General features: G+C 70.8%; 15 protein-coding genes. 7 read left to right on the forward strand and 8 right to left on the reverse strand.

Translation table 11 applies throughout. From position 1 onward, the window contains the following. Positions 1 to 137 precede the first annotated feature (137 nt). Entirely contained in the window at positions 138 to 1,124 is a 987-nt protein-coding gene (locus tag ACWPOB_RS07235) for a TIGR03560 family F420-dependent LLM class oxidoreductase (protein WP_100057038.1), read from the forward strand. Between the two features lie 15 nt (positions 1,125 to 1,139). On the opposite strand, the gene ACWPOB_RS07240 is transcribed toward ACWPOB_RS07235, so the two are convergent. Beyond that, the gene (locus ACWPOB_RS07240) at positions 1,140 to 2,684 is read right to left on the reverse strand and encodes a SpoIID/LytB domain-containing protein (protein WP_100057039.1); all 1,545 of its coding nucleotides are present in this window, start codon (positions 2,682 to 2,684) and stop codon (positions 1,140 to 1,142) included. A gap of 326 nt (positions 2,685 to 3,010) precedes the next feature. Here ACWPOB_RS07240 and ACWPOB_RS07245 point away from each other — a divergent pair, with 326 nt between their 5' ends. Then, positions 3,011 to 5,068: an N-acetylmuramoyl-L-alanine amidase gene (locus tag ACWPOB_RS07245; RefSeq protein ID WP_455400364.1), complete on the forward strand. Its 2,058-nt coding sequence runs from the start codon at positions 3,011 to 3,013 to the stop codon at positions 5,066 to 5,068. A 60-nt stretch (positions 5,069 to 5,128) separates the two neighbouring features. On the opposite strand, the gene ACWPOB_RS07250 is transcribed toward ACWPOB_RS07245, so the two are convergent. After that, positions 5,129 to 5,950 carry an HAD family hydrolase gene (locus ACWPOB_RS07250; protein WP_100058308.1) on the reverse strand — a complete coding sequence of 274 codons (822 nt, stop codon included), beginning with the start codon at positions 5,948 to 5,950 and terminating at the stop codon, positions 5,129 to 5,131. An 87-nt stretch (positions 5,951 to 6,037) separates the two neighbouring features. Next, positions 6,038 to 6,799: a lysophospholipid acyltransferase family protein gene (locus ACWPOB_RS07255; RefSeq protein WP_455400365.1), complete on the reverse strand. Its 762-nt coding sequence runs from the start codon at positions 6,797 to 6,799 to the stop codon at positions 6,038 to 6,040. Positions 6,800 to 6,972: 173 nt separating this feature from the next. Here ACWPOB_RS07255 and ACWPOB_RS07260 point away from each other — a divergent pair, with 173 nt between their 5' ends. Continuing rightward, entirely contained in the window at positions 6,973 to 8,523 is a 1,551-nt protein-coding gene (locus ACWPOB_RS07260; protein ID WP_100058307.1) for an MBL fold metallo-hydrolase, read from the forward strand. 38 nt (positions 8,524 to 8,561) lie between these two features. On the opposite strand, the gene ACWPOB_RS07265 is transcribed toward ACWPOB_RS07260, so the two are convergent. Both ACWPOB_RS07265 and ACWPOB_RS07270 read right to left on the reverse strand, forming a co-directional pair. Then, a complete protein-coding gene (locus ACWPOB_RS07265; protein ID WP_455400366.1) occupies positions 8,562 to 9,572 on the reverse strand; it encodes a hypothetical protein in 1,011 nt (336 codons plus the stop codon). Between the two features lie 11 nt (positions 9,573 to 9,583). Continuing rightward, positions 9,584 to 10,762, reverse strand: a complete 1,179-nt coding sequence (locus tag ACWPOB_RS07270; RefSeq protein WP_455400367.1) for an MFS transporter — start codon at positions 10,760 to 10,762, stop codon at positions 9,584 to 9,586. A gap of 168 nt (positions 10,763 to 10,930) precedes the next feature. Here ACWPOB_RS07270 and ACWPOB_RS07275 point away from each other — a divergent pair, with 168 nt between their 5' ends. Further along, entirely contained in the window at positions 10,931 to 11,350 is a 420-nt protein-coding gene (locus ACWPOB_RS07275; protein ID WP_202917463.1) for a PaaI family thioesterase, read from the forward strand. A 31-nt stretch (positions 11,351 to 11,381) separates the two neighbouring features. Next, entirely contained in the window at positions 11,382 to 11,774 is a 393-nt protein-coding gene (locus tag ACWPOB_RS07280) for a hypothetical protein (RefSeq protein ID WP_072633955.1), read from the forward strand. Between the two features lie 99 nt (positions 11,775 to 11,873). Here ACWPOB_RS07280 and serS read toward each other — a convergent pair whose 3' ends face one another. Together serS and ACWPOB_RS07290 are read right to left on the reverse strand one after the other, a co-directional pair. Then, positions 11,874 to 13,136, reverse strand: a complete 1,263-nt coding sequence (serS, locus tag ACWPOB_RS07285) for a serine--tRNA ligase (protein ID WP_455400368.1) — start codon at positions 13,134 to 13,136, stop codon at positions 11,874 to 11,876. A gap of 42 nt (positions 13,137 to 13,178) precedes the next feature. Next, entirely contained in the window at positions 13,179 to 13,568 is a 390-nt protein-coding gene (locus ACWPOB_RS07290; protein WP_455400369.1) for an ankyrin repeat domain-containing protein, read from the reverse strand. A 48-nt stretch (positions 13,569 to 13,616) separates the two neighbouring features. On the opposite strand from ACWPOB_RS07290, the gene ACWPOB_RS07295 reads away from it, so the two are divergent. Together ACWPOB_RS07295 and ACWPOB_RS07300 are read left to right on the forward strand one after the other, a co-directional pair. Beyond that, positions 13,617 to 14,693 (forward strand): septum formation family protein, encoded by a 1,077-nt coding sequence (locus ACWPOB_RS07295; RefSeq protein WP_455400370.1) that lies wholly within the window; start codon positions 13,617 to 13,619, stop codon positions 14,691 to 14,693. A gap of 13 nt (positions 14,694 to 14,706) precedes the next feature. Beyond that, positions 14,707 to 15,045, forward strand: coding sequence for a metallopeptidase family protein (locus ACWPOB_RS07300; RefSeq protein ID WP_006944538.1), 339 nt, complete (start codon positions 14,707 to 14,709; stop codon positions 15,043 to 15,045). Between the two features lie 265 nt (positions 15,046 to 15,310). Here ACWPOB_RS07300 and ACWPOB_RS07305 read toward each other — a convergent pair whose 3' ends face one another. Next, positions 15,311 to 16,648, reverse strand: a complete 1,338-nt coding sequence (locus ACWPOB_RS07305; RefSeq protein ID WP_006944540.1) for an MFS transporter — start codon at positions 16,646 to 16,648, stop codon at positions 15,311 to 15,313. Positions 16,649 to 16,665 lie beyond the last annotated feature (17 nt).

The raw sequence follows: 16,665 nt of genomic DNA on the forward strand, positions 1-16,665 counted from the left end.
GGCGCCGCCCCAGCCAGGGTGTGTCGATCCTGGTGTCGGCACCACCACGCTGCGACCGGCCCCGACGCGGTTCGGCCCGCATCCGCGTCACCTTTCGTTGGCGCACAGGCACTTCGGAGGCGTTACGGTTGCGCTCCGTGAGCATCCGACTCGGTTACCAGATCCCGAACTTCACCTATCCCGGACCGGCCACCGGCATCTTCCCCACCGTCGCCGCCCAGGCCCGCGCGGCCGAGAAATCCGGGTTCGACACGGTGTTCGTGATGGACCACTTCTATCCACTGCCCCTGATCGGTTCGCCCGACGAACCGATGCTCGAGGCGTACACGACGCTCGCGGCGCTCGCGGCGGTGACGACGTCGATCCGGTTGTCGGCGTTGGTCACCGGCAACACGTATCGCAACCCGGCCCTGCTGGCCAAGACGGTCACCACGGTCGATGTGATCAGCGGTGGCCGCGCCGTGCTGGGGCTGGGGGCGGGCTGGTACGAGTTCGAACACCGGGCCTACGGTTTCGAGTTCGGTTCGCTGCGTGAGCGGTTCGAACGACTGGGGGAAGCGCTCGAGATCGTCGTGCCCATGCTGCGGGGCGAACGCCCCTCGGTGGACGGCAGGTGGTACCACACCGAGTACGCCCGGAACGAACCCCGCCTGCGCAACGACCTGCCGGTGCTGATCGGCGGCGGGGGCGAGCGGCGGACGTTCGCCTTCGCGGCCCGTTGGGCCGACCATCTCAATATCCTGTGCGCCGCAAGTGAAATACCGCGCAAGCTGGCGGCCGTCCGGGCGCGATGCGCGGAGATCGGCCGCGACCCGGCGTCCCTGGACGTCAGTTACCTCGGCTACGTGATGATCGACGAGAACGGCGATCGCGCCCGCGATCTGCACCGGCAGTTCCTGCTCGCCCGGGGAATCGACCTCCGCCGGCTCACGGAGCGCGAATCGGCGGCCGCCACCGATCGGCACTTCGTGGGAACACCGGCGGAGGTGGCCGAGGAGTTCGATCACCGGGTGCTCCGGCACGGCATCGACCGACTGATCGTCAATCTCGTGACGAACGGCCACGAGGACGGGATCGTCGAACTCACCGGCCGCACACTCGCAGATCTGCTGGCCGGCCGGTGAGCCGGGGAAGAGACGCTACTCGGCGCTGCCGGTGCCCGGCAGCCACTCGCGCATGATGCTCGCGTCGATCACCTGGGCGCCGAGGTCGGGGGTCCAGACGATGATGCCGCCGGTGAAGACGCGGAACTTGCCGCGTTCGTCGGGCAGCATGAGCTCCGGCCCGACCGGGGTGCCCAGGGTGCCGTCGTGCCCGCCGAGCTCGAGGTACTTCTCCTCGATGGGCGAGCCCTGCCCGGTCTCGAAGGGTTCGTCGCCGACCTCGGGGCCGGGGTCGGGCGCGGGGGTGGACGGCGGAACCGTGGCGTCGGCACCCTCCTGGACGGTGAACCAGTCGGAGCGCAGGCCCAGCTTGGCGCGCGCCTCGGCGCCGGTGGTCTCGACCGTGCGGTCGGCACCGACGATGCGCACGTGGGTGACGCGGCCGCCGTCGGCACCGAGGTTGTTGCGGCCGACGATCTCGAAGGCCTGCAGTTCGCCGACGCCGAAGGCCGTGCCGATCTCGCCGGCGGTCATCGTCTGGGCCCACTGCCGGTTGGGGGCGGCGGCGTCGCCGAGGTCCTCGACGGACGGGAAGGCGCCGCCGGCGGAGTAACCGCCGGTCGAGGCCGAGAACTCGCTGGCGACGACCTTGCCGTCCTTCATGAGGACGGTGCCGCGGGTCGAGTTCACCGCCTCGTTCGTGCGCGGGTCCTCCTTGCCGGACCCTGCATACACCTGGCAGTTCTGGCTGTCGCACGTCTGCCACAGTGCCGAGCGGTTCTCCGCCGCGGCGTAGGAGCGGGCGGCGATGGCCTGCGCGCGCAGGGCCTCGGCGCCGCCGGTGTCGGCCCAGCTGGGCAGCGACTCGGCCGGGACGACACTGAGCAGGTAGTCCTCCATCGACAGCCGGTTGACGGTGCGCGGCGCGGAGCCGTCGAGGACGACACCGAGGGAGCCGCGGTAGGGCGCGCTGTTGCCGCAGAGCTTGAGGTGTTCGGCGGCGGGCCGGGCCTCGCCCATGTCGACGGGGTCCACCCACGGCAGGTCGGCACGGCCCTGCCACAGCACCTCGCCGGAACAACCGGCGGTGACGACGACGTCCGCTCCCCCGTCCGCGGTGGGCGTCAGGTGGGCGGCATCGCCGGGTCCGGTCTGCCGGCCGGCGACGGTCATCCCGGTGTCGGAGTACACGTCGAGGGGCGCGTCGTCCTGCCCGACGAGCCGGACCGCGATCATCGTGTTCTCGGGAAGGGCGCCGAGGGTGGTGCCGCCGTAGTAGTGACCGAGGATCCGGTCGGCGGACCAGCCGTGCTCGGTGGCGTAGCCGTAGGCGCCCCACTGGCCCATGCCGCGACCGTGGCCGTGACCGAAGCCCACGAAGGTGAAGGGGGTGTCGGCGGCCACGGCCTGGGCGACGTCGGGTTCGGCGCGCACGTGCATCACCCCGCCGATCGCGGCGCCGACCAGCAGCGCGGGGGCGAGGCCGATCGCCGCGGCGCGGGCCGTGGCGGGTCGCCAGCCGTTGCGGAGGGGGTGTCCGACGACGAGACGCCGCCGGCGATGGGTCCGGCGGATGGACATTCGTGGCATGCGCTGCACTCCCTCGTTCTCGCACCGTGTGCCGCCCGGACGCAGGTCCGCGCGTATCGGACATTCGAGACGGATCCTCAAGCTCAGGTTGAGGCTTAAGGTTGTCTGCGACTAGTGTGGCAAGAGTGACTGAATGAAGCAACAACAGCCACACCAGTAACACCAGAATCACAAGTTGCACACGATTCTCGGCCGTTCCGCACTTCGGGTCGTCCGGATGACGGAGGATTCGGTTCGATTCGAGCCGGCTCCTCGGCCTCGGCTGAGCGCCGCCCGGCCGCCGAGGACCGCCGCGAACACCGACAGGGAGAAGCACCGTGCCGCATCGCCGACCGAAGCCGTCGATCGTCCTGGGTGCCGTCGCCGCCCTGGCCGTCGCCAGCCCATTCGCCGTCTACGGCGTCACGAGCACCACATCGGACGTCCGCTCCACCAACGAGTCCGTCCCCATCGTCGTACCGCCCGAGATCGCCGAGGTCGTCCTCGCCTCGGTGCCCGACATCGTGATCCCGATCCACGAACTCACCGGCCTGAACCTGCCGGACCTGAGCCTGAAGGAACTCGCCGCGGGCCTGCCGGAGATCGCCGCGCCCGCCCCGTCGACCACCCCGGCGCCCGCACCCGCAGCCGCCGACGTCGTCGATCGCATCGGCGCCACCGTCAAGCAGCTCACCCGGGACGCCCCGTTCAGCATGATCGCGCTGGCCGCGAAGGACGTCGCCGACACCGACGCACGCATCCGGGCCCAGCACGACGACGGCAGCTGGGGACCGTGGACGGCCACCGAACCGATCGACACGAGCCGCTCCGACCGGACCCCCGACGAGCGGGCCGGCACCGAACCGATCTACGTCGGTGCCACCAAGGCCGTGCAGGTGCTGCTCACTCCGCGCCCGGCGCCCGAACCGACGCTCGCCGGCGCCGAGATTCCCGCCCCGGCCGCGCCGCCGGCCGCACCGGCGCCTGCTCCGGCCCAGCCGGAGCTGGGTTATGCGCCGGCGTCGTCGTCACGGCCGTTGCACGCCCAGGAACCCGCGCGGGCCGCCGCCGACGACGTCAGCGCCGTGCTCATCAACCCGGGGTCGAGCAGCGCCGACGCCGCGCTCGAGGACATCGCCGGTCCGGTCGGAGGGTCCGGACCGAAGGTGATCACCCGAGCGCAGTGGGGCGCCGACGAGTCCATCCGCTGCCAGGACGCCACCTACGACGACGAGCTCGGCGGCGCCACCGTGCATCACACCGCCGGCAGCAACGACTACTCCAAGGCCGAATCGGCGGAGATCGTGCGGGCCATCTACGCCTACCACGCCCAGACCCTGGGCTGGTGCGACGTCGGCTACAACGTGCTCGTCGACCGCTACGGCCAGATCTTCGAGGGCCGCGCCGGCGGCCTGGACAAGCCCGTGCAGGGCGCGCACGCCGGCGGCTTCAACGAGAACACCGTCGGCATCGCGATGATGGGCGACTTCTCCAACGTCGAACCGCCGAAGGCCACGGTCGACGCGGTGGGCCGCTTCCTCGGCTGGCGGCTCGCCAAGGCCGGGCTCGACCCCAAGGGCGAGACCACCATGTACTCGGAGGGCACGTCGTTCACCCCGTACCCGCAGGGCGCGGCCGTGGACCTGCCGATCATCTTCGCGCACCGCGACGTCGGCAACACCAGCTGCCCCGGCGACTCCGGCTACGCGAAGATGGACCAGATCCGTGACATCGCCGCGGCCACCGCGGCCGGGCAGAGCACCACGCCCAGCACCCCGAGCGACGACTCGTCCGACCTCGTCTCCGACAGCCCGCGCGCGCAGCTGCCCGACGTCGACGCGGGGGCCCCGGCCACCGGATCGGCGGACCGCCTGCCCGACACCGGCTCGGCCGAGAAGGTCGCGGACCTGGTCGGAGAGCTGATCCGGCTCACCGACAACTCGCCGCTGGCCCAGAAGTGGATCGCCGAGGGCGGCGAGACCGGCCGTCTGGGGACCGCCGTGTCCGGGATCCTGCCCGCCAAGGCGGGCTACGAGCGCGCCGAGTTCGTCAACGGCGCCATCTACACCTCGCCGAACGGCGGCGTGTGGACGGTGCTCGGCGAGATCTACAAGACGTGGCAGCGCAGCGGCCTCGACGCGGGCGAGCTCGGCCTGCCGACCAGCGACGAGTACCGCGTGCCGGACGGCTGGCGCTCGGACTTCGAGTTCGGCTCGCTGATCTTCAACGAACTCACCGGTGCGGTGACGAAGGTGCTGCGCGCCTACAACGACGCGTACGAACAGGCGGCGCCGCAGCCCGCCGGCGCGCCGGCCCCCGGGGCCGCCCCCGCCCCCGAGGCACCGGCGGCTCCGGCCCCCGCCCCCGAAGCGCCGGCTCCGGCGCCCGCGCCCTAGCCGGCCGCCGGTCCCCTCGCCCGGGGCCCTAGCCGGCCGCCGGTCCCCTCGCCGGGGCCGTCACCGCCACCAACGCTCGAGGATGCGGGCTACCCCGTCCTCGGTGTTGGTGGCGGTGACCTCGTCCGCGGCCGCCTTCGTGTCCGGGTGCGCGTTCTCCATCGCGACGCCGTGGCGCGCCATCGACAACATCGGGATGTCGTTGGGCATGTCCCCGAACGCGACGATCCCGTCGGCCGCCACCCCCAGGTGCTCGGCCATCAGCAGCAGGCCCGACGCCTTCGTCACCCCCGAGGCGGAGATCTCGATCAGGCCGTTGTCCGTGGAATAGGTGACGTCCACCAGGCCGCAGAGCTGCGGGGCCAGCGCTTCGGCCATCTCGTGGCTCGTCGCCGACGCCATCCGGATCAGCAGCTTCACCGCCGGCTCGGCGATCACCTCGTGGTCGGCGAGTTCGGTGTTGTCCGGATTCAGCCACGCATGCTCGTAGCCGGGGGCGCTGACGAACTGCGGCGTCGCGGCGTCGTGGGCGCTCGCCCCGATCCGCTCGGCGGCCAGACCGCAGCCGGGCAGCACGCTGTTGGCGACGTCGGCAACCCACGCCAGCTCCTCCGCGGAGAGCACGGCGGCGCGCAGGACCCGGTCGGCGGCGCTGTCGTAGAGCACCGCGCCGTTGGCGCACACCGCCATGGGCGCGAAACCGAGTTGCTCGATCACCGGCGGAATCCATCGCGGCGGACGGCCGGTGGCCAGGACGAACGGCGTCCCGGAGGACACCACGGCCTGCACCGCCGCGCGGGTACGGTCCGAGACGCGCTCCTCGTCGTCGATGAGGGTGCCGTCGACGTCGGTGGCAACCAGGCTCGGCAGATCTCGACTCACTTCGCCATTGTGCCGGTCCGCCGCGACGCGGCGCATCCGGACGACCCGGGCGTTACCGCGCCGCGGGCCTTACCGCGGCTGTCGTCGTCAGTGGTCGGTGCCGGCATCCTTCTGCGCCCGGCGGGCCTTGCGCGCGGCGGTGTCGGCGTCGTCGAGCGCCGTGGCCTCCGCGAGCGTGGGCGCGGTGCCGCCGAGCCGGGCGGGCACCCAGTACGCACCGGCTTCGTGGACGTAGCTGCCCTGCAGTTCCCGCAGCATGCGCTCCATCGTCTCGTGCAGCTCCGCGGTCAGCTCCGACGCCGACGCGTTCGGCGCGATGGGCTCGCCGACGGCGATCGAGATCGGCGTCTTCGTGCGGCCGAGGCGCTTGGGGTGCCCCTTCGTCCACACCCGCTGGGACCCCCACATCACCACGGGGATGATCGGCACGTCCGCCTCCAGCGCCATCCGCGCGGCACCCGTCTTGAAGCCCTTGATCTCGAAGCTGCGGCTGATCGTGGCCTCGGGGAAGACCCCGACCAGCTCGCCCGCACGCAGCGCCGCCACCGCCGCGCGGTAGGAGTCGGCGCCGTCGGCGCGGTCGACGGGGATGTGCTTCATGGCCCGCATCAGGGGACCGGAGATCTTGTGGTCGAAGACCTCCTTCTTCGCCATGAACCGGATGTAGCGCTTGGAGGTGCGGGCGGGCAGGCCCGCGTAGGTGAAGTCCATGTAGCCGACGTGGTTCATGGCGATCACCGCGCCACCGACGGCGGGGATGTTCTCGGCGCCGGTGACGGTGAACTTCAGTCCCTGCGCGGCGAAGACGGTCCGGGCGAGGCCGATAACGGTCCGGTAGAAGGGTTCCACAGTCGGTCAGAGTAGCCGGATCGGCGGCTGCGGGCTCCGCCCGATGTCCGCCGCCCGCCCGATTCGGGATCAAAGGCCCGTATCCGGCCCGGGTTCACCGCCTGGATGCGGCGCCGCGCCGGCGTCCCCCTACGCTGGGTGGTACGTCGGTCAGCACGTCAGGAGGCAACGAAGTGCAGATCACCAGCGTCGGACACGCCGGGTTCCACATTCAGACCGCAGCGGGGTCGATCCTGTGCGATCCGTGGGTCAACCCCGCGTACTTCGCGTCGTGGTTCCCCTTCCCGGACAACACGCAGTTGGACTGGGACAAGCTCGGCGACGTCGACTACCTGTACGTCTCGCACCTGCACAAGGACCACTTCGACCCGGAGAACCTGAGCAAGCACGTCAACAAGGACGCGACGGTGCTGCTGCCCGACTTCCCGGTCCCGGACCTGCGCCGCGACCTCGAGCAGCTCGGGTTCACGAAGTTCCTCGAGACGAGCGATTCCGTCAAGCACACCGTCAGCGGCCCCAAGGGCGACCTCGACGTCATGATCATCGCCCTGCGCGCGCCCGCGGACGGGCCGATCGGCGACTCCGGTCTCGTCGTCTCGGACGGCGAGACCACGGTGTTCAACATGAACGACGCCCGTCCGGTCGAGATGGACTCGATGCTCGAGGCGTTCGGTCGGATCGACGTCCACCTGCTGCAGTACTCGGGCGCGATCTGGTACCCGATGGTCTACGACATCCCCAAGCGGACCAAGGCGAACTTCGGCAAGCAGAAGCGCCAGCGCGGCATGGACCGCTGCCGAAGCTACATCGACCAGGTCGGCGCGACGTGGGTGGTCCCGTCGGCCGGGCCGCCGGTGTTCCTCGATCCGGCGCTGCGCCACCTCAACGACGACCACGGCGACGAGGGCAACATCTTCCCCGACCAGATGGTCTTCCTCGAGCAGATGCGCCTCCACGGCAACGACGGCGGCGTGCTGATGATCCCGGGCTCGGTGCTCGAGGTGCACGGCAGCACGTCGATGACGCTGACCCACCCGATCCCGGACGCCGACGTCGAGCGGATCTTCACCGACAAGGCCGCGTACATCGAGGAGATGGCGCAGCGCCTGGCCCCAGTGCTCGAGGCCGAGAAGGCGACGTGGGCCCCCGCCGAGGGCGAGCCGCTGCTCGGCCCGCTCAAGGCGAAGTTCGAGCCGATCATGGCGCAGTCCGATCTGATCTGCGACGGCATCGGCTACCCCGTCGGCCTCGTGATGGGCGAGGAGACGGTCGTGCTGGACTTCCCCAAGCGGGTCGTCCGCGAACCCATCGAGGGAGAAGGCAAGTACCGCTACGGTTTCCGCATCCCGCCGGAGCTGGTGCGCACGGTCCTGCGCGACGACGAGCCGGACTGGGTGAACACCATCTTCCTGTCCACCCGCTTCGAGGCGTGGCGTGTGGGCGGCTACAACGAGTTCCTCTACACGTTCTTCAAGTGCCTCACCGACGAGCGGATCGCCTACGCGGACGGCTGGTTCGCCGAGGCCCACGACGATTCCGCGTCGATCGAGCTGGGCGGGTTCGAGATCCAGCGCCGCTGCCCGCACCTGAAGGCCGACCTGTCGAAGTTCGGTGTCGTCGAGGGCACCAGCCTCACCTGCAACCTGCACGGCTGGCAGTGGGACCTCGTGACCGGCCGCTGCAAGACCTCCCGCGGTCACGAGCTGCGCTCCCGCAAGCTCTGACCCCTCGTCGCGTGGGTGTGGCCGAATGTCACATGGGTTCAGTTCGATCGAACGCGTGTGACATTCGGCCACAGCACGTTCGGCCACAGCACGTTCGGCCACAGCACGTTCGGCAACAGTGCCGGCACGGCGAGCACCAGCGCCCCCAGCGCGACGAGCGCATACGGCCACCACTGCCGCTCCGCGGTCGTCTCCGCCGCCGTCGCCGCGACGTCGCCCGACGAGGCCGGGGCCGGCGACTTCGGCAGGGCCGCCGTCGCTTCCCGCACGTTGTCCGAGACTCCCTCGATCACCCCGGTGACCGGGCCGACGCCGTCCACGAGCTGCCCGGTGCCGTCGACGAGTTGCCGGCCGCCGTCGTCGAGGAGCATCAGCCCGTCGCGTAGCTGCCGCGAGCCGTCGGCGGCCTGCACCATGCCGGCGACGAACTGCGCGTCCGGGTCGCTCAATTCGTAGGCGAGCTGCCGCGCGCCGCCGCGCAACTGCTCGAGCTGCGCGAGTGTCTCCGGGCCGAGCCCCTCGGTGTCCAGCCGGCCGACGAGCCCGTCGAGCCGGGCGGCGGCCTCCTGGGACACCGGGTCGGGCGACTGCCGCAGGGTGCCGGCGACGACGGTCAGCTGCTCGGTGACGCCCGCCTGCATCTCCCCGAAGCCGGTGAGCCGGTCGACGACCCGGTCGACGCCACCGCTGACCTGGGTCGCACCGTCGCCGAGCAGGTCCACCCCGCCCTGGAGCTGACCGAGCCCGTCGGCGAGCTGCTGCCCACCCGCGCTGGCCTGCGCGAGCCCGTCGGCGAGCTGGTGGGCGCCGTCGTCGAGCTGGTGGCTGCCGTCGGTGAGCTGCCCGATCCCGCCGCCGAGAAGCGCGAGCGGCAGCCCGGCCTGCTGCAGGTTGTTGCGGGTGTCGGAGAGCGGGTCGCCGGTCGCGGCGGGCGGTGCGACGGCCGTCGTCGCGACGGTGGGCGCGTCGGCGTAGGCGAATGCGGAGCCGGTGCCGATCAGGCCGAGACCGGCGGCGACGAACAGGGCGGGGACGAGACGGGCACGCATGGCGGAGGACGTTAGTCCGGCGAATTAAGAGGCGACTGAGACGGCGGCAGCCACCGCACCGCCGCGACGGCCAGGCCGAGCAGCGGCACCGCCCACGCGGCGAGCACCGCCGCCAGCGGCAGCCAGACCGTTCCGAGCGCGAAGCCGGCGTAGACCGCCACCGACGCGACCTCGCCGACGAGGCCCGACACCGACGTCACGGTCGCGCGGGCGGTCCCGCTCATCGCGTCCTGCATCCGCGCCTCGGCGACGATCATCGCGTTGTGCAGGGCGCCGTAGCCGATCCCGATCGCCACGAATCCCGCCACTCCGCCGAGCGCGGCACCCGCCGCCAGCAGCACACCCCCGGCGGCGATCACCGCCCCCATGGCGCGACCGGTCGTCGCGGCGGTGCGTCCGGCCGTCGCGGCGCCGAGCACCTGTCCCGCAACGGTGATCGCCACCAGCACCGGCGCCGCGGACGTGCTCGCGCCGCCCTCGCGCGCCAGCAACGCGAAGTACTCCTCGAACGCGAGGCACGCCGACAGCAGCGCCGCGAGCAGCACCGCGCGGCGCACCACGGCGCTGCGTCGTGCCTCGCTCGTCCCGGCGTGCAGCACCGCCAGATAGCGAGTCACGAAAGCGCCTGGAACGGCGCCTGTCTCGTCCGCCGAGGCGTGACGAGGGGCGGCCGGCAGGGTGAGGACGAGCAACCCGTTGCCGACGGTGATCGCCACCGACAACCACCCCACCGTCGCGTAGCCGCCCACCGCGAACAGCGGCGCGGCCGACAGCGTCGCGACGAGGACGCACAGCGTCTCGCCGGCGTTCGCGTAGCCCAGTACCGCCGGATACCGGTGCGCCGCCCCGCGTGCGGACAGTTCGTCGTACACCAGGGCCTCGAACGTCCCGGACTTCAGCGACTCGCTGATCCCCCACGCCACGAAGCCCGCCGCGAACCCCCAGTAGCCCGGGAACAGCAGCCACAGGGCGAAGCCCGCGGTGAACAGGACGGCGCTGAGCAGCAACAGACCCCGGCGGGACACCGTGTCGGCCCACGCGCCCGACGGCACCTCCGCGACGAACGCCACGACGGACCACAGCACGAAGAGCGACGAGATCTCGCCCGCACCGAGGCCGTGGTCCTCGAACAGCAGGGCGTACAGACCGTAGAGCGGCACGAGTTCGCGGGTGGCCGCGTACGCCACCACACGAACGGTCAGGGAAGAGGCGGATCCGGATCAACATCGGTGTCGCATGGCTCCAGGGTGGCACGCGCGGACGGGATTGTCACCGCGCGATACGGTCGGCTGGTGACCGAACGCCAGCGCACCTACACGTGGGACGACCCCGCCCCGACGTCCGCCGCGAACCGCGACATGCAGGGCCTCGACTTCCTGCGCGGCCTGATCGACGGCTCCATCCCGCACCATCCGACGTCGCGCACCCTCGGCTTCCGGGTGACCGACGCACGCGAGGGCTGGGTGGAGGTGAGCATGGAACCGCAGGAGTTCCACGCCAACGCGGTGGGCAGCGTGCACGGCGGCGTGATCGCGACGATGTTCGACACCGCGATGGGGTTCAGCGTGTCGAGCACGCTCGAGGCCGGTGTCGGGTACACGACCCTGGACCTGCAGGTGCGGTATCTGCGGCCGGTCCAGGCCGGCAACGGCGTCGTCCGCGTGCACGGCATCTGCGAGTACAGCGGCCGTCGCACCGCCACCGCCCGCGGCGAGGCCCGCGACGAGAACGACCGGTTGCTCGCGACCGCGTCGACCACCTGCCTGATTCTGCGCTGACAACCGTCGCCGGACCCGCACACTGAAATGCATGAGCGTGGAACGCATCGCACTGGACCGCTTCTTCACCCTGTACGGAGAGGCGCTCGCCGGGTTCGACGCCGAGGCCTCGGCCGCGCTGTGGGGTGAACCGGGCACGATCCTGACGGATTCGTTCGCCGGATCGCTGGCGAGCCGGAAGGAGATCACCGAGGCGCTCACGCAGAGCAACGAGACCTACCGGAAGCACGGCCTCGCCGGTGTGGGGCACGAGTTGCTCGACCTCTCCCCGGTCACCGACAAGATCGTGCGGGCCCGGGTGCGCTGGTCGTTCCGCGACGCGAACGACGCCGTGATGGGCACCAGCGACTACGAGTATCTGCTGCGCGACGACCCCGACGGCCTGCACGCGTACGTGGCCGTCGGCTGCGACCCGGGCAGCTGACGGCGTCGGCCCTCCCGGGCGGGGTGACCGAATGTCACATGCGTTCGATCCGAGCGAACCCATGTGACATTCGGCCGCCATCCCACGCGGCGGAACGTCTCAGGCCGGCGGTTCGAGCACCTCACGCCCGACGAACGGCACGAGCGCCGACGGAACGCGCACGGACCCGTCGGCCTGCTGGTGGTTCTCGAGGATCGCGACGAGCCAGCGGGTGGTGGCGAGCGTGCCGTTGAGGGTGGCAGCGATCTGCGGCTTGCCGTTCTCGTCGCGGTAGCGCACGCCGAGGCGACGAGCCTGGAAGGTGGTGCAGTTCGACGTGGAGGTCAGTTCCCGGTAGCGCTCCTGCGTGGGCACCCACGCCTCGCAGTCGAACTTGCGGGCCGCCGACGAGCCGAGGTCACCGCCCGCGACGTCGATGACCCGGTACGGCACCTCGATCGCGGCGAGCATGTCGCGCTCCCACGCGAGCAACCGCTGGTGTTCGGCGGTGGCGTCCTCGGGCTTGCAGTAGACGAACATCTCCACCTTGTCGAACTGGTGGACCCGGATGATGCCGCGGGTGTCCTTGCCGTAGCTGCCGGCCTCGCGGCGGAAGCACGACGACCAGCCCGCGTACCGCTTCGGACCGCCCGACAGGTCGAGGATCTCGCCGGAGTGGTAGCCGGCGAGCGGCACCTCCGACGTGCCGACGAGGTACAGGTCGTCGTCGGCGAGGTGGTAGATCTCGTCGGCGTGGGCGCCGAGAAAGCCGGTGCCCTGCATGATCTCCGGCCGCACGAGCACCGGGGGGATCATCATCTGGAAGCCGTTGGCGACGGCCCGCTGGGCGGCGAGCTGCAGCATGCCGAGCTGCAGCAGCGCGCCGTAGCCGGTGAGGAAGTAGAACCGGGCGCCGGAGACCTTCGCGCCGCGCTCCATGTCGATCAGTCCGAGCGATTCGCCGAGGGTCAGATGGTCCTTCGGCTCGAAGTCGAAGGTGGGCAGCTCGCCGACGGTCTCGAGGGTGACGAAGTCGTCCTCCCCGCCGGCGGGGGCACCCTCCTGCACGATGTTGGAGATCGCCAGGTGCGCGCGCCCGAGCGCCTCCTCGGCGGCCTGCTGCTCGGCCTCGAGCTTCTTGACCTTCGCGGCGAGTTCCTTCGCACCGTCGAGCAGCGCGGGCCGTTCCTCCGGGGACGCCTGCCCGACCTTCTTGCCCAGCGCCTTCTGCTCGGCGCGGATGTTGTCGCCGGCCAGCACCGCGGCACGACGGGCCGCGTCGGCCTCGAGCAGCGCGTCGACGAGGCCGGGGTCCTCGCCTCGGATGCGCTGCGAGGCACGGACGGCGTCGGGGTTCTCGCGGAGGAACTTGAGGTCGATCACGAGGTCACAGCCTACTCGGCGCCGTCTGCGGCCGATTCCGACCTACTGTGCCCACAGTTGCAGGCAGTCCTCGCGTTGGAACATCCTCGCCGAGTCCACGGCGTTCGGATGCCCGGCGTACGGGTCGGCTCCGGCGTCGGTGAGCACCCGCACGACGTCGATCGCCCCTTTGAACACGGCGCCGGCGATCGGCGACTGCCCGCGGTCGTTGAGCCGGTCGACGTCGGCGCCCCGTTCGATCAGGGTCCGCACCGCGTCGGCGTGACCGTGGTAGGACGCCAGCATCAGCAGGGTGTCGCCCTTCTCGTTGCACAGGTTCACAGGCACCCCGGCGTCGACATAGGCGGCGAGCGTCTCGACGTGCCCGGCGCGGGCGGCATCGAACAGGCGCTGCGCGATCTCCTGCACTCCGGGATCGATGGGCTCCGTCATGCGCACCGAAGTTACCCGGGGCGGCGCGCACAGGCATGATGGACGGTGATGGCCGAGGAGAGTGAGCAGCAGTCCGATCGGACGACACCGTCCGCCTCGCGGGTCCGGGGTGCCCCGTCCGCGAAGCTGACCCGTCGCGCCTTGATGCTGGTTGCGGCGGGCGCGGTACTCGCGGCGCTCGTCACCGCGGTGGTGGCGGGATTCGGCGGGTCCGACGACGAGCCCGGCGGTTCGACGAGTGCCGTGGTGACCACCGGCGCCGTGGCCGGCGAGGCATTCGGCACAGCCGTCGCAGGCGACTGCCTGACCTGGACGGAGATCGATGCGAGCGACCTGGCGAAGGTGGACTGCGCCGAGTCGCATCTGTTCGAGGTGGTCAAGGACATCGACCTGAGCGTGTACCCGGGCGCCGAGTGGGGTCCCGGGTCGCGCTTCCCGTCGGTGCTGCGGTTCACCGAACTGCGCGACGAGCTGTGCGCGCCGGCCGCGATGGACTACCTCGACGGCCGGTTCGACCCGCACGGCAAGTTCAGCGTGGGCCTGATCAACCCCGGTGAGGCGGGCTGGGCGGCCGGTGAGCGGACGCTGCGCTGCGGCCTGCAGTTCTCCTCCACCACTGGCAACCTGCTGCCGATCAAGGGCAAGGTCGCCGACCAGGACCAGTCCAAGGTCTGGGACGTGGGCACGTGCATCGGCATCAACAACGGGGTGCCGGCGGACCCGGTGGACTGCGCCCAGCCGCACGCCTTCGAGGTGATCTCCGTGGTGGACCTGTCCGGGCAGTTCCCCGGTGGTCTGCCGAGTGTCGAGGACCAGGACAAATACCTCGAGGGGACGTGCACCGAGAACGCCAACACCTACCTGGGCAGCCCCGACGCGCTGCGCAACAAGACCCTCACGCTGTTCTGGGACAACCTGGACTTCGACAGTTGGCTGGCGGGCAGCCGCAAGGTCAACTGTTCGGTGGGCAAGCAGGTCGAGGGCGGCGGATTCGCGCCGGTCACCGGCACGGCCGCGGGCGACATCCTCATCGACGGCCAGCCGCCGGTGCCGCCGCCCGCCGCGCCCGAGGGCCGCTCGCTGCCGACCCCGTTGCCGGGGGCGGCGCCCGTTCCGGGCGCCTGAGGTGGCCGCACGGATGGGCGACGAGCGGTTCGACGAGCTCGTCGGAGAGGCTCTGGATCTGATCCCACCGGAACTCGCGCGGGCCATCGACAACGTGGTGGTGCTGGTAGAGCCCAGAAACGAGGAGGAGCCCGATCTGCTCGGGCTCTACCACGGGATCGCGCTCACCGAGCGCGACAGCCACTATGCGGGTGCGCTACCGGACACCGTGACCATCTATCGCGACGCCATCCTCGACATCTGCGACTCCGACGACGACGTGGTGCACGAGGTCGCGGTGACGGTCATTCACGAGATCGCTCACTACTTCGGAATCGAGGATGCTCGGCTGCACGAGCTGGGCTGGGGCTAGTGGCCCCGTATCGGGGTCCGGTCGCGCCGTACTTCGGCTTGCGCTGCAGAAAGTGCGGACTGATCGTCGAAATGATCAGCAGGGCGAGCGTACCGATGATCACCTCTGCGACGACGATGTAGACGAAAGCAATACCGACGATCTTCGCGATCTCTTCCATGTCGATCACCTCCGGTCCGACCGTACCGCGGGACGGCCGTCCGGACGGGGTAACCGGGACGGCCGTTGCCGGGCGGCGTCACGGCCGCCCGGCAACGGTGTCCGGTCACTCGATGCGGTCGAGATCGATGCCCTTGGTCTCGCGGCTGCTCAGCACCGCGACAACGGTGATCATCATGGTCACCACCAGGTACGCGATGACGGTCCCGACGCCGAACCGGTCGATGAGCCAGACGGCGATGAAGGGCGCGGGCGCGCCGGCGATGATGGACGACCCCTGGAACACGAGCGACGAGCCGGCGTACCGGTAGCGGGTCGGGAACAGTTCGGTGATCCAGGCCGCCTCCGGGCCGGCGAGAGCACCGTGGAAGAAGGCACCGACGCAGACACCCACCCACAGCAGCGGCACGCTCTGCATCTGCACGAGCCAGAAGAAGACGGGCGCCCACACCACGAGCACCACGGCAGGCACCAGCATCGCGATGCGGCGGCCGACCCGGTCGGACCACCGGCCGCCACCGATCATGCCGACGAACTGGAACACCGACGCGAAGGTCACGGCCAGTATCACCTCGCCCCGCGCGAAGCCGTGGTAGGTGGTGGCGTACGCGATGACGAAGACGGTGTAGACGTAGAAGGCGATGTTCTCGCCGAGGCGCATGCCGATACCGAGCAGCACCGGGCGCGGACGGGACAGCGCTTCGACGATGCTCGACCGGGACTCGGTGCGGCCGGCCGCGGAAGCCTGCGCCGCCCGGAACACCGGGGACTCCTCGACGCCGTGCCGGATCCAGAAGCCGATGATCAGGAGCGGAATCGCGAACAGGAACGCGATCCGCCAGCCCCATGCGTCGAACGAGTCGGCCGGGAGCAGGAACACCAGGGCCGAGACGACCACGGCGGCAAGCACGGTGCCCGACGGTGCGCCCGCCTGCGGCCAGGACGCCCAGAAGCCGCGGCGCTTCGGCTCGCCGTATTCGCTCACCAGCAGCACGGCCGCGCCGAATTCACCGCCGAGCGCGAAGCCCTGGATCATGCGCAGCGCGACGAGCAGGACGGTGGCCCAGATGCCGATCTGCTCGTAGGTCGGCAGCAGCCCGATCGACGCGGTGGCGGTGCCCAGCATCACGAAGGTGATCACGAGCATCGGCTTGCGGCCGAACCGGTCGCCGAGATGGCCGAAGACGATGCCGCCGAGCGGCCGGGCGATGAAGCCGAGGCCCTGGGTGGCAAGGGCGAGAAGCAACTTGGTGATGCCGTCGGATCCGGGGAAGAACAGCGGGCCGAGGACGGTGGCGGCGAGAATGCCGTAGATCGCGAAGTCGTACCACTCGAGCACGGCACCGGCCATGCTTCCGGTGAGGACCCGTTTGAAGCTGCTGCGTGGCACGTCCGGCGCGGTAGGCGCGGTGCGCACGGCGATCGGGTCGAGCGTAGATCCCATGACGGATCCTTTCGAAG

It is taken from the genome of Rhodococcus sp. 2H158 (assembly GCF_053764755.1).

Excerpts from the sequence above, each read along its gene's own strand:
- ACWPOB_RS07240 (WP_100057039.1), bottom strand. The coding sequence starts at position 2,684 with ATGTCCATCCGCCGGACCCATCGCCGGCGGCGTCTCGTCGTCGGACAC.
- ACWPOB_RS07275 (WP_202917463.1), top strand. The coding sequence starts at position 10,931 with ATGCAGGGCCTCGACTTCCTGCGCGGCCTGATCGACGGCTCCATCCCG.
- ACWPOB_RS07300 (WP_006944538.1), top strand. The coding sequence starts at position 14,707 with ATGGGCGACGAGCGGTTCGACGAGCTCGTCGGAGAGGCTCTGGATCTG.
- ACWPOB_RS07295 (WP_455400370.1), top strand. The coding sequence starts at position 13,617 with ATGGCCGAGGAGAGTGAGCAGCAGTCCGATCGGACGACACCGTCCGCC.
- ACWPOB_RS07265 (WP_455400366.1), bottom strand. The coding sequence starts at position 9,572 with ATGCGTGCCCGTCTCGTCCCCGCCCTGTTCGTCGCCGCCGGTCTCGGC.
- ACWPOB_RS07290 (WP_455400369.1), bottom strand. The coding sequence starts at position 13,568 with ATGACGGAGCCCATCGATCCCGGAGTGCAGGAGATCGCGCAGCGCCTG.
- ACWPOB_RS07305 (WP_006944540.1), bottom strand. The coding sequence starts at position 16,648 with ATGGGATCTACGCTCGACCCGATCGCCGTGCGCACCGCGCCTACCGCG.
- ACWPOB_RS07280 (WP_072633955.1), top strand. The coding sequence starts at position 11,382 with ATGAGCGTGGAACGCATCGCACTGGACCGCTTCTTCACCCTGTACGGA.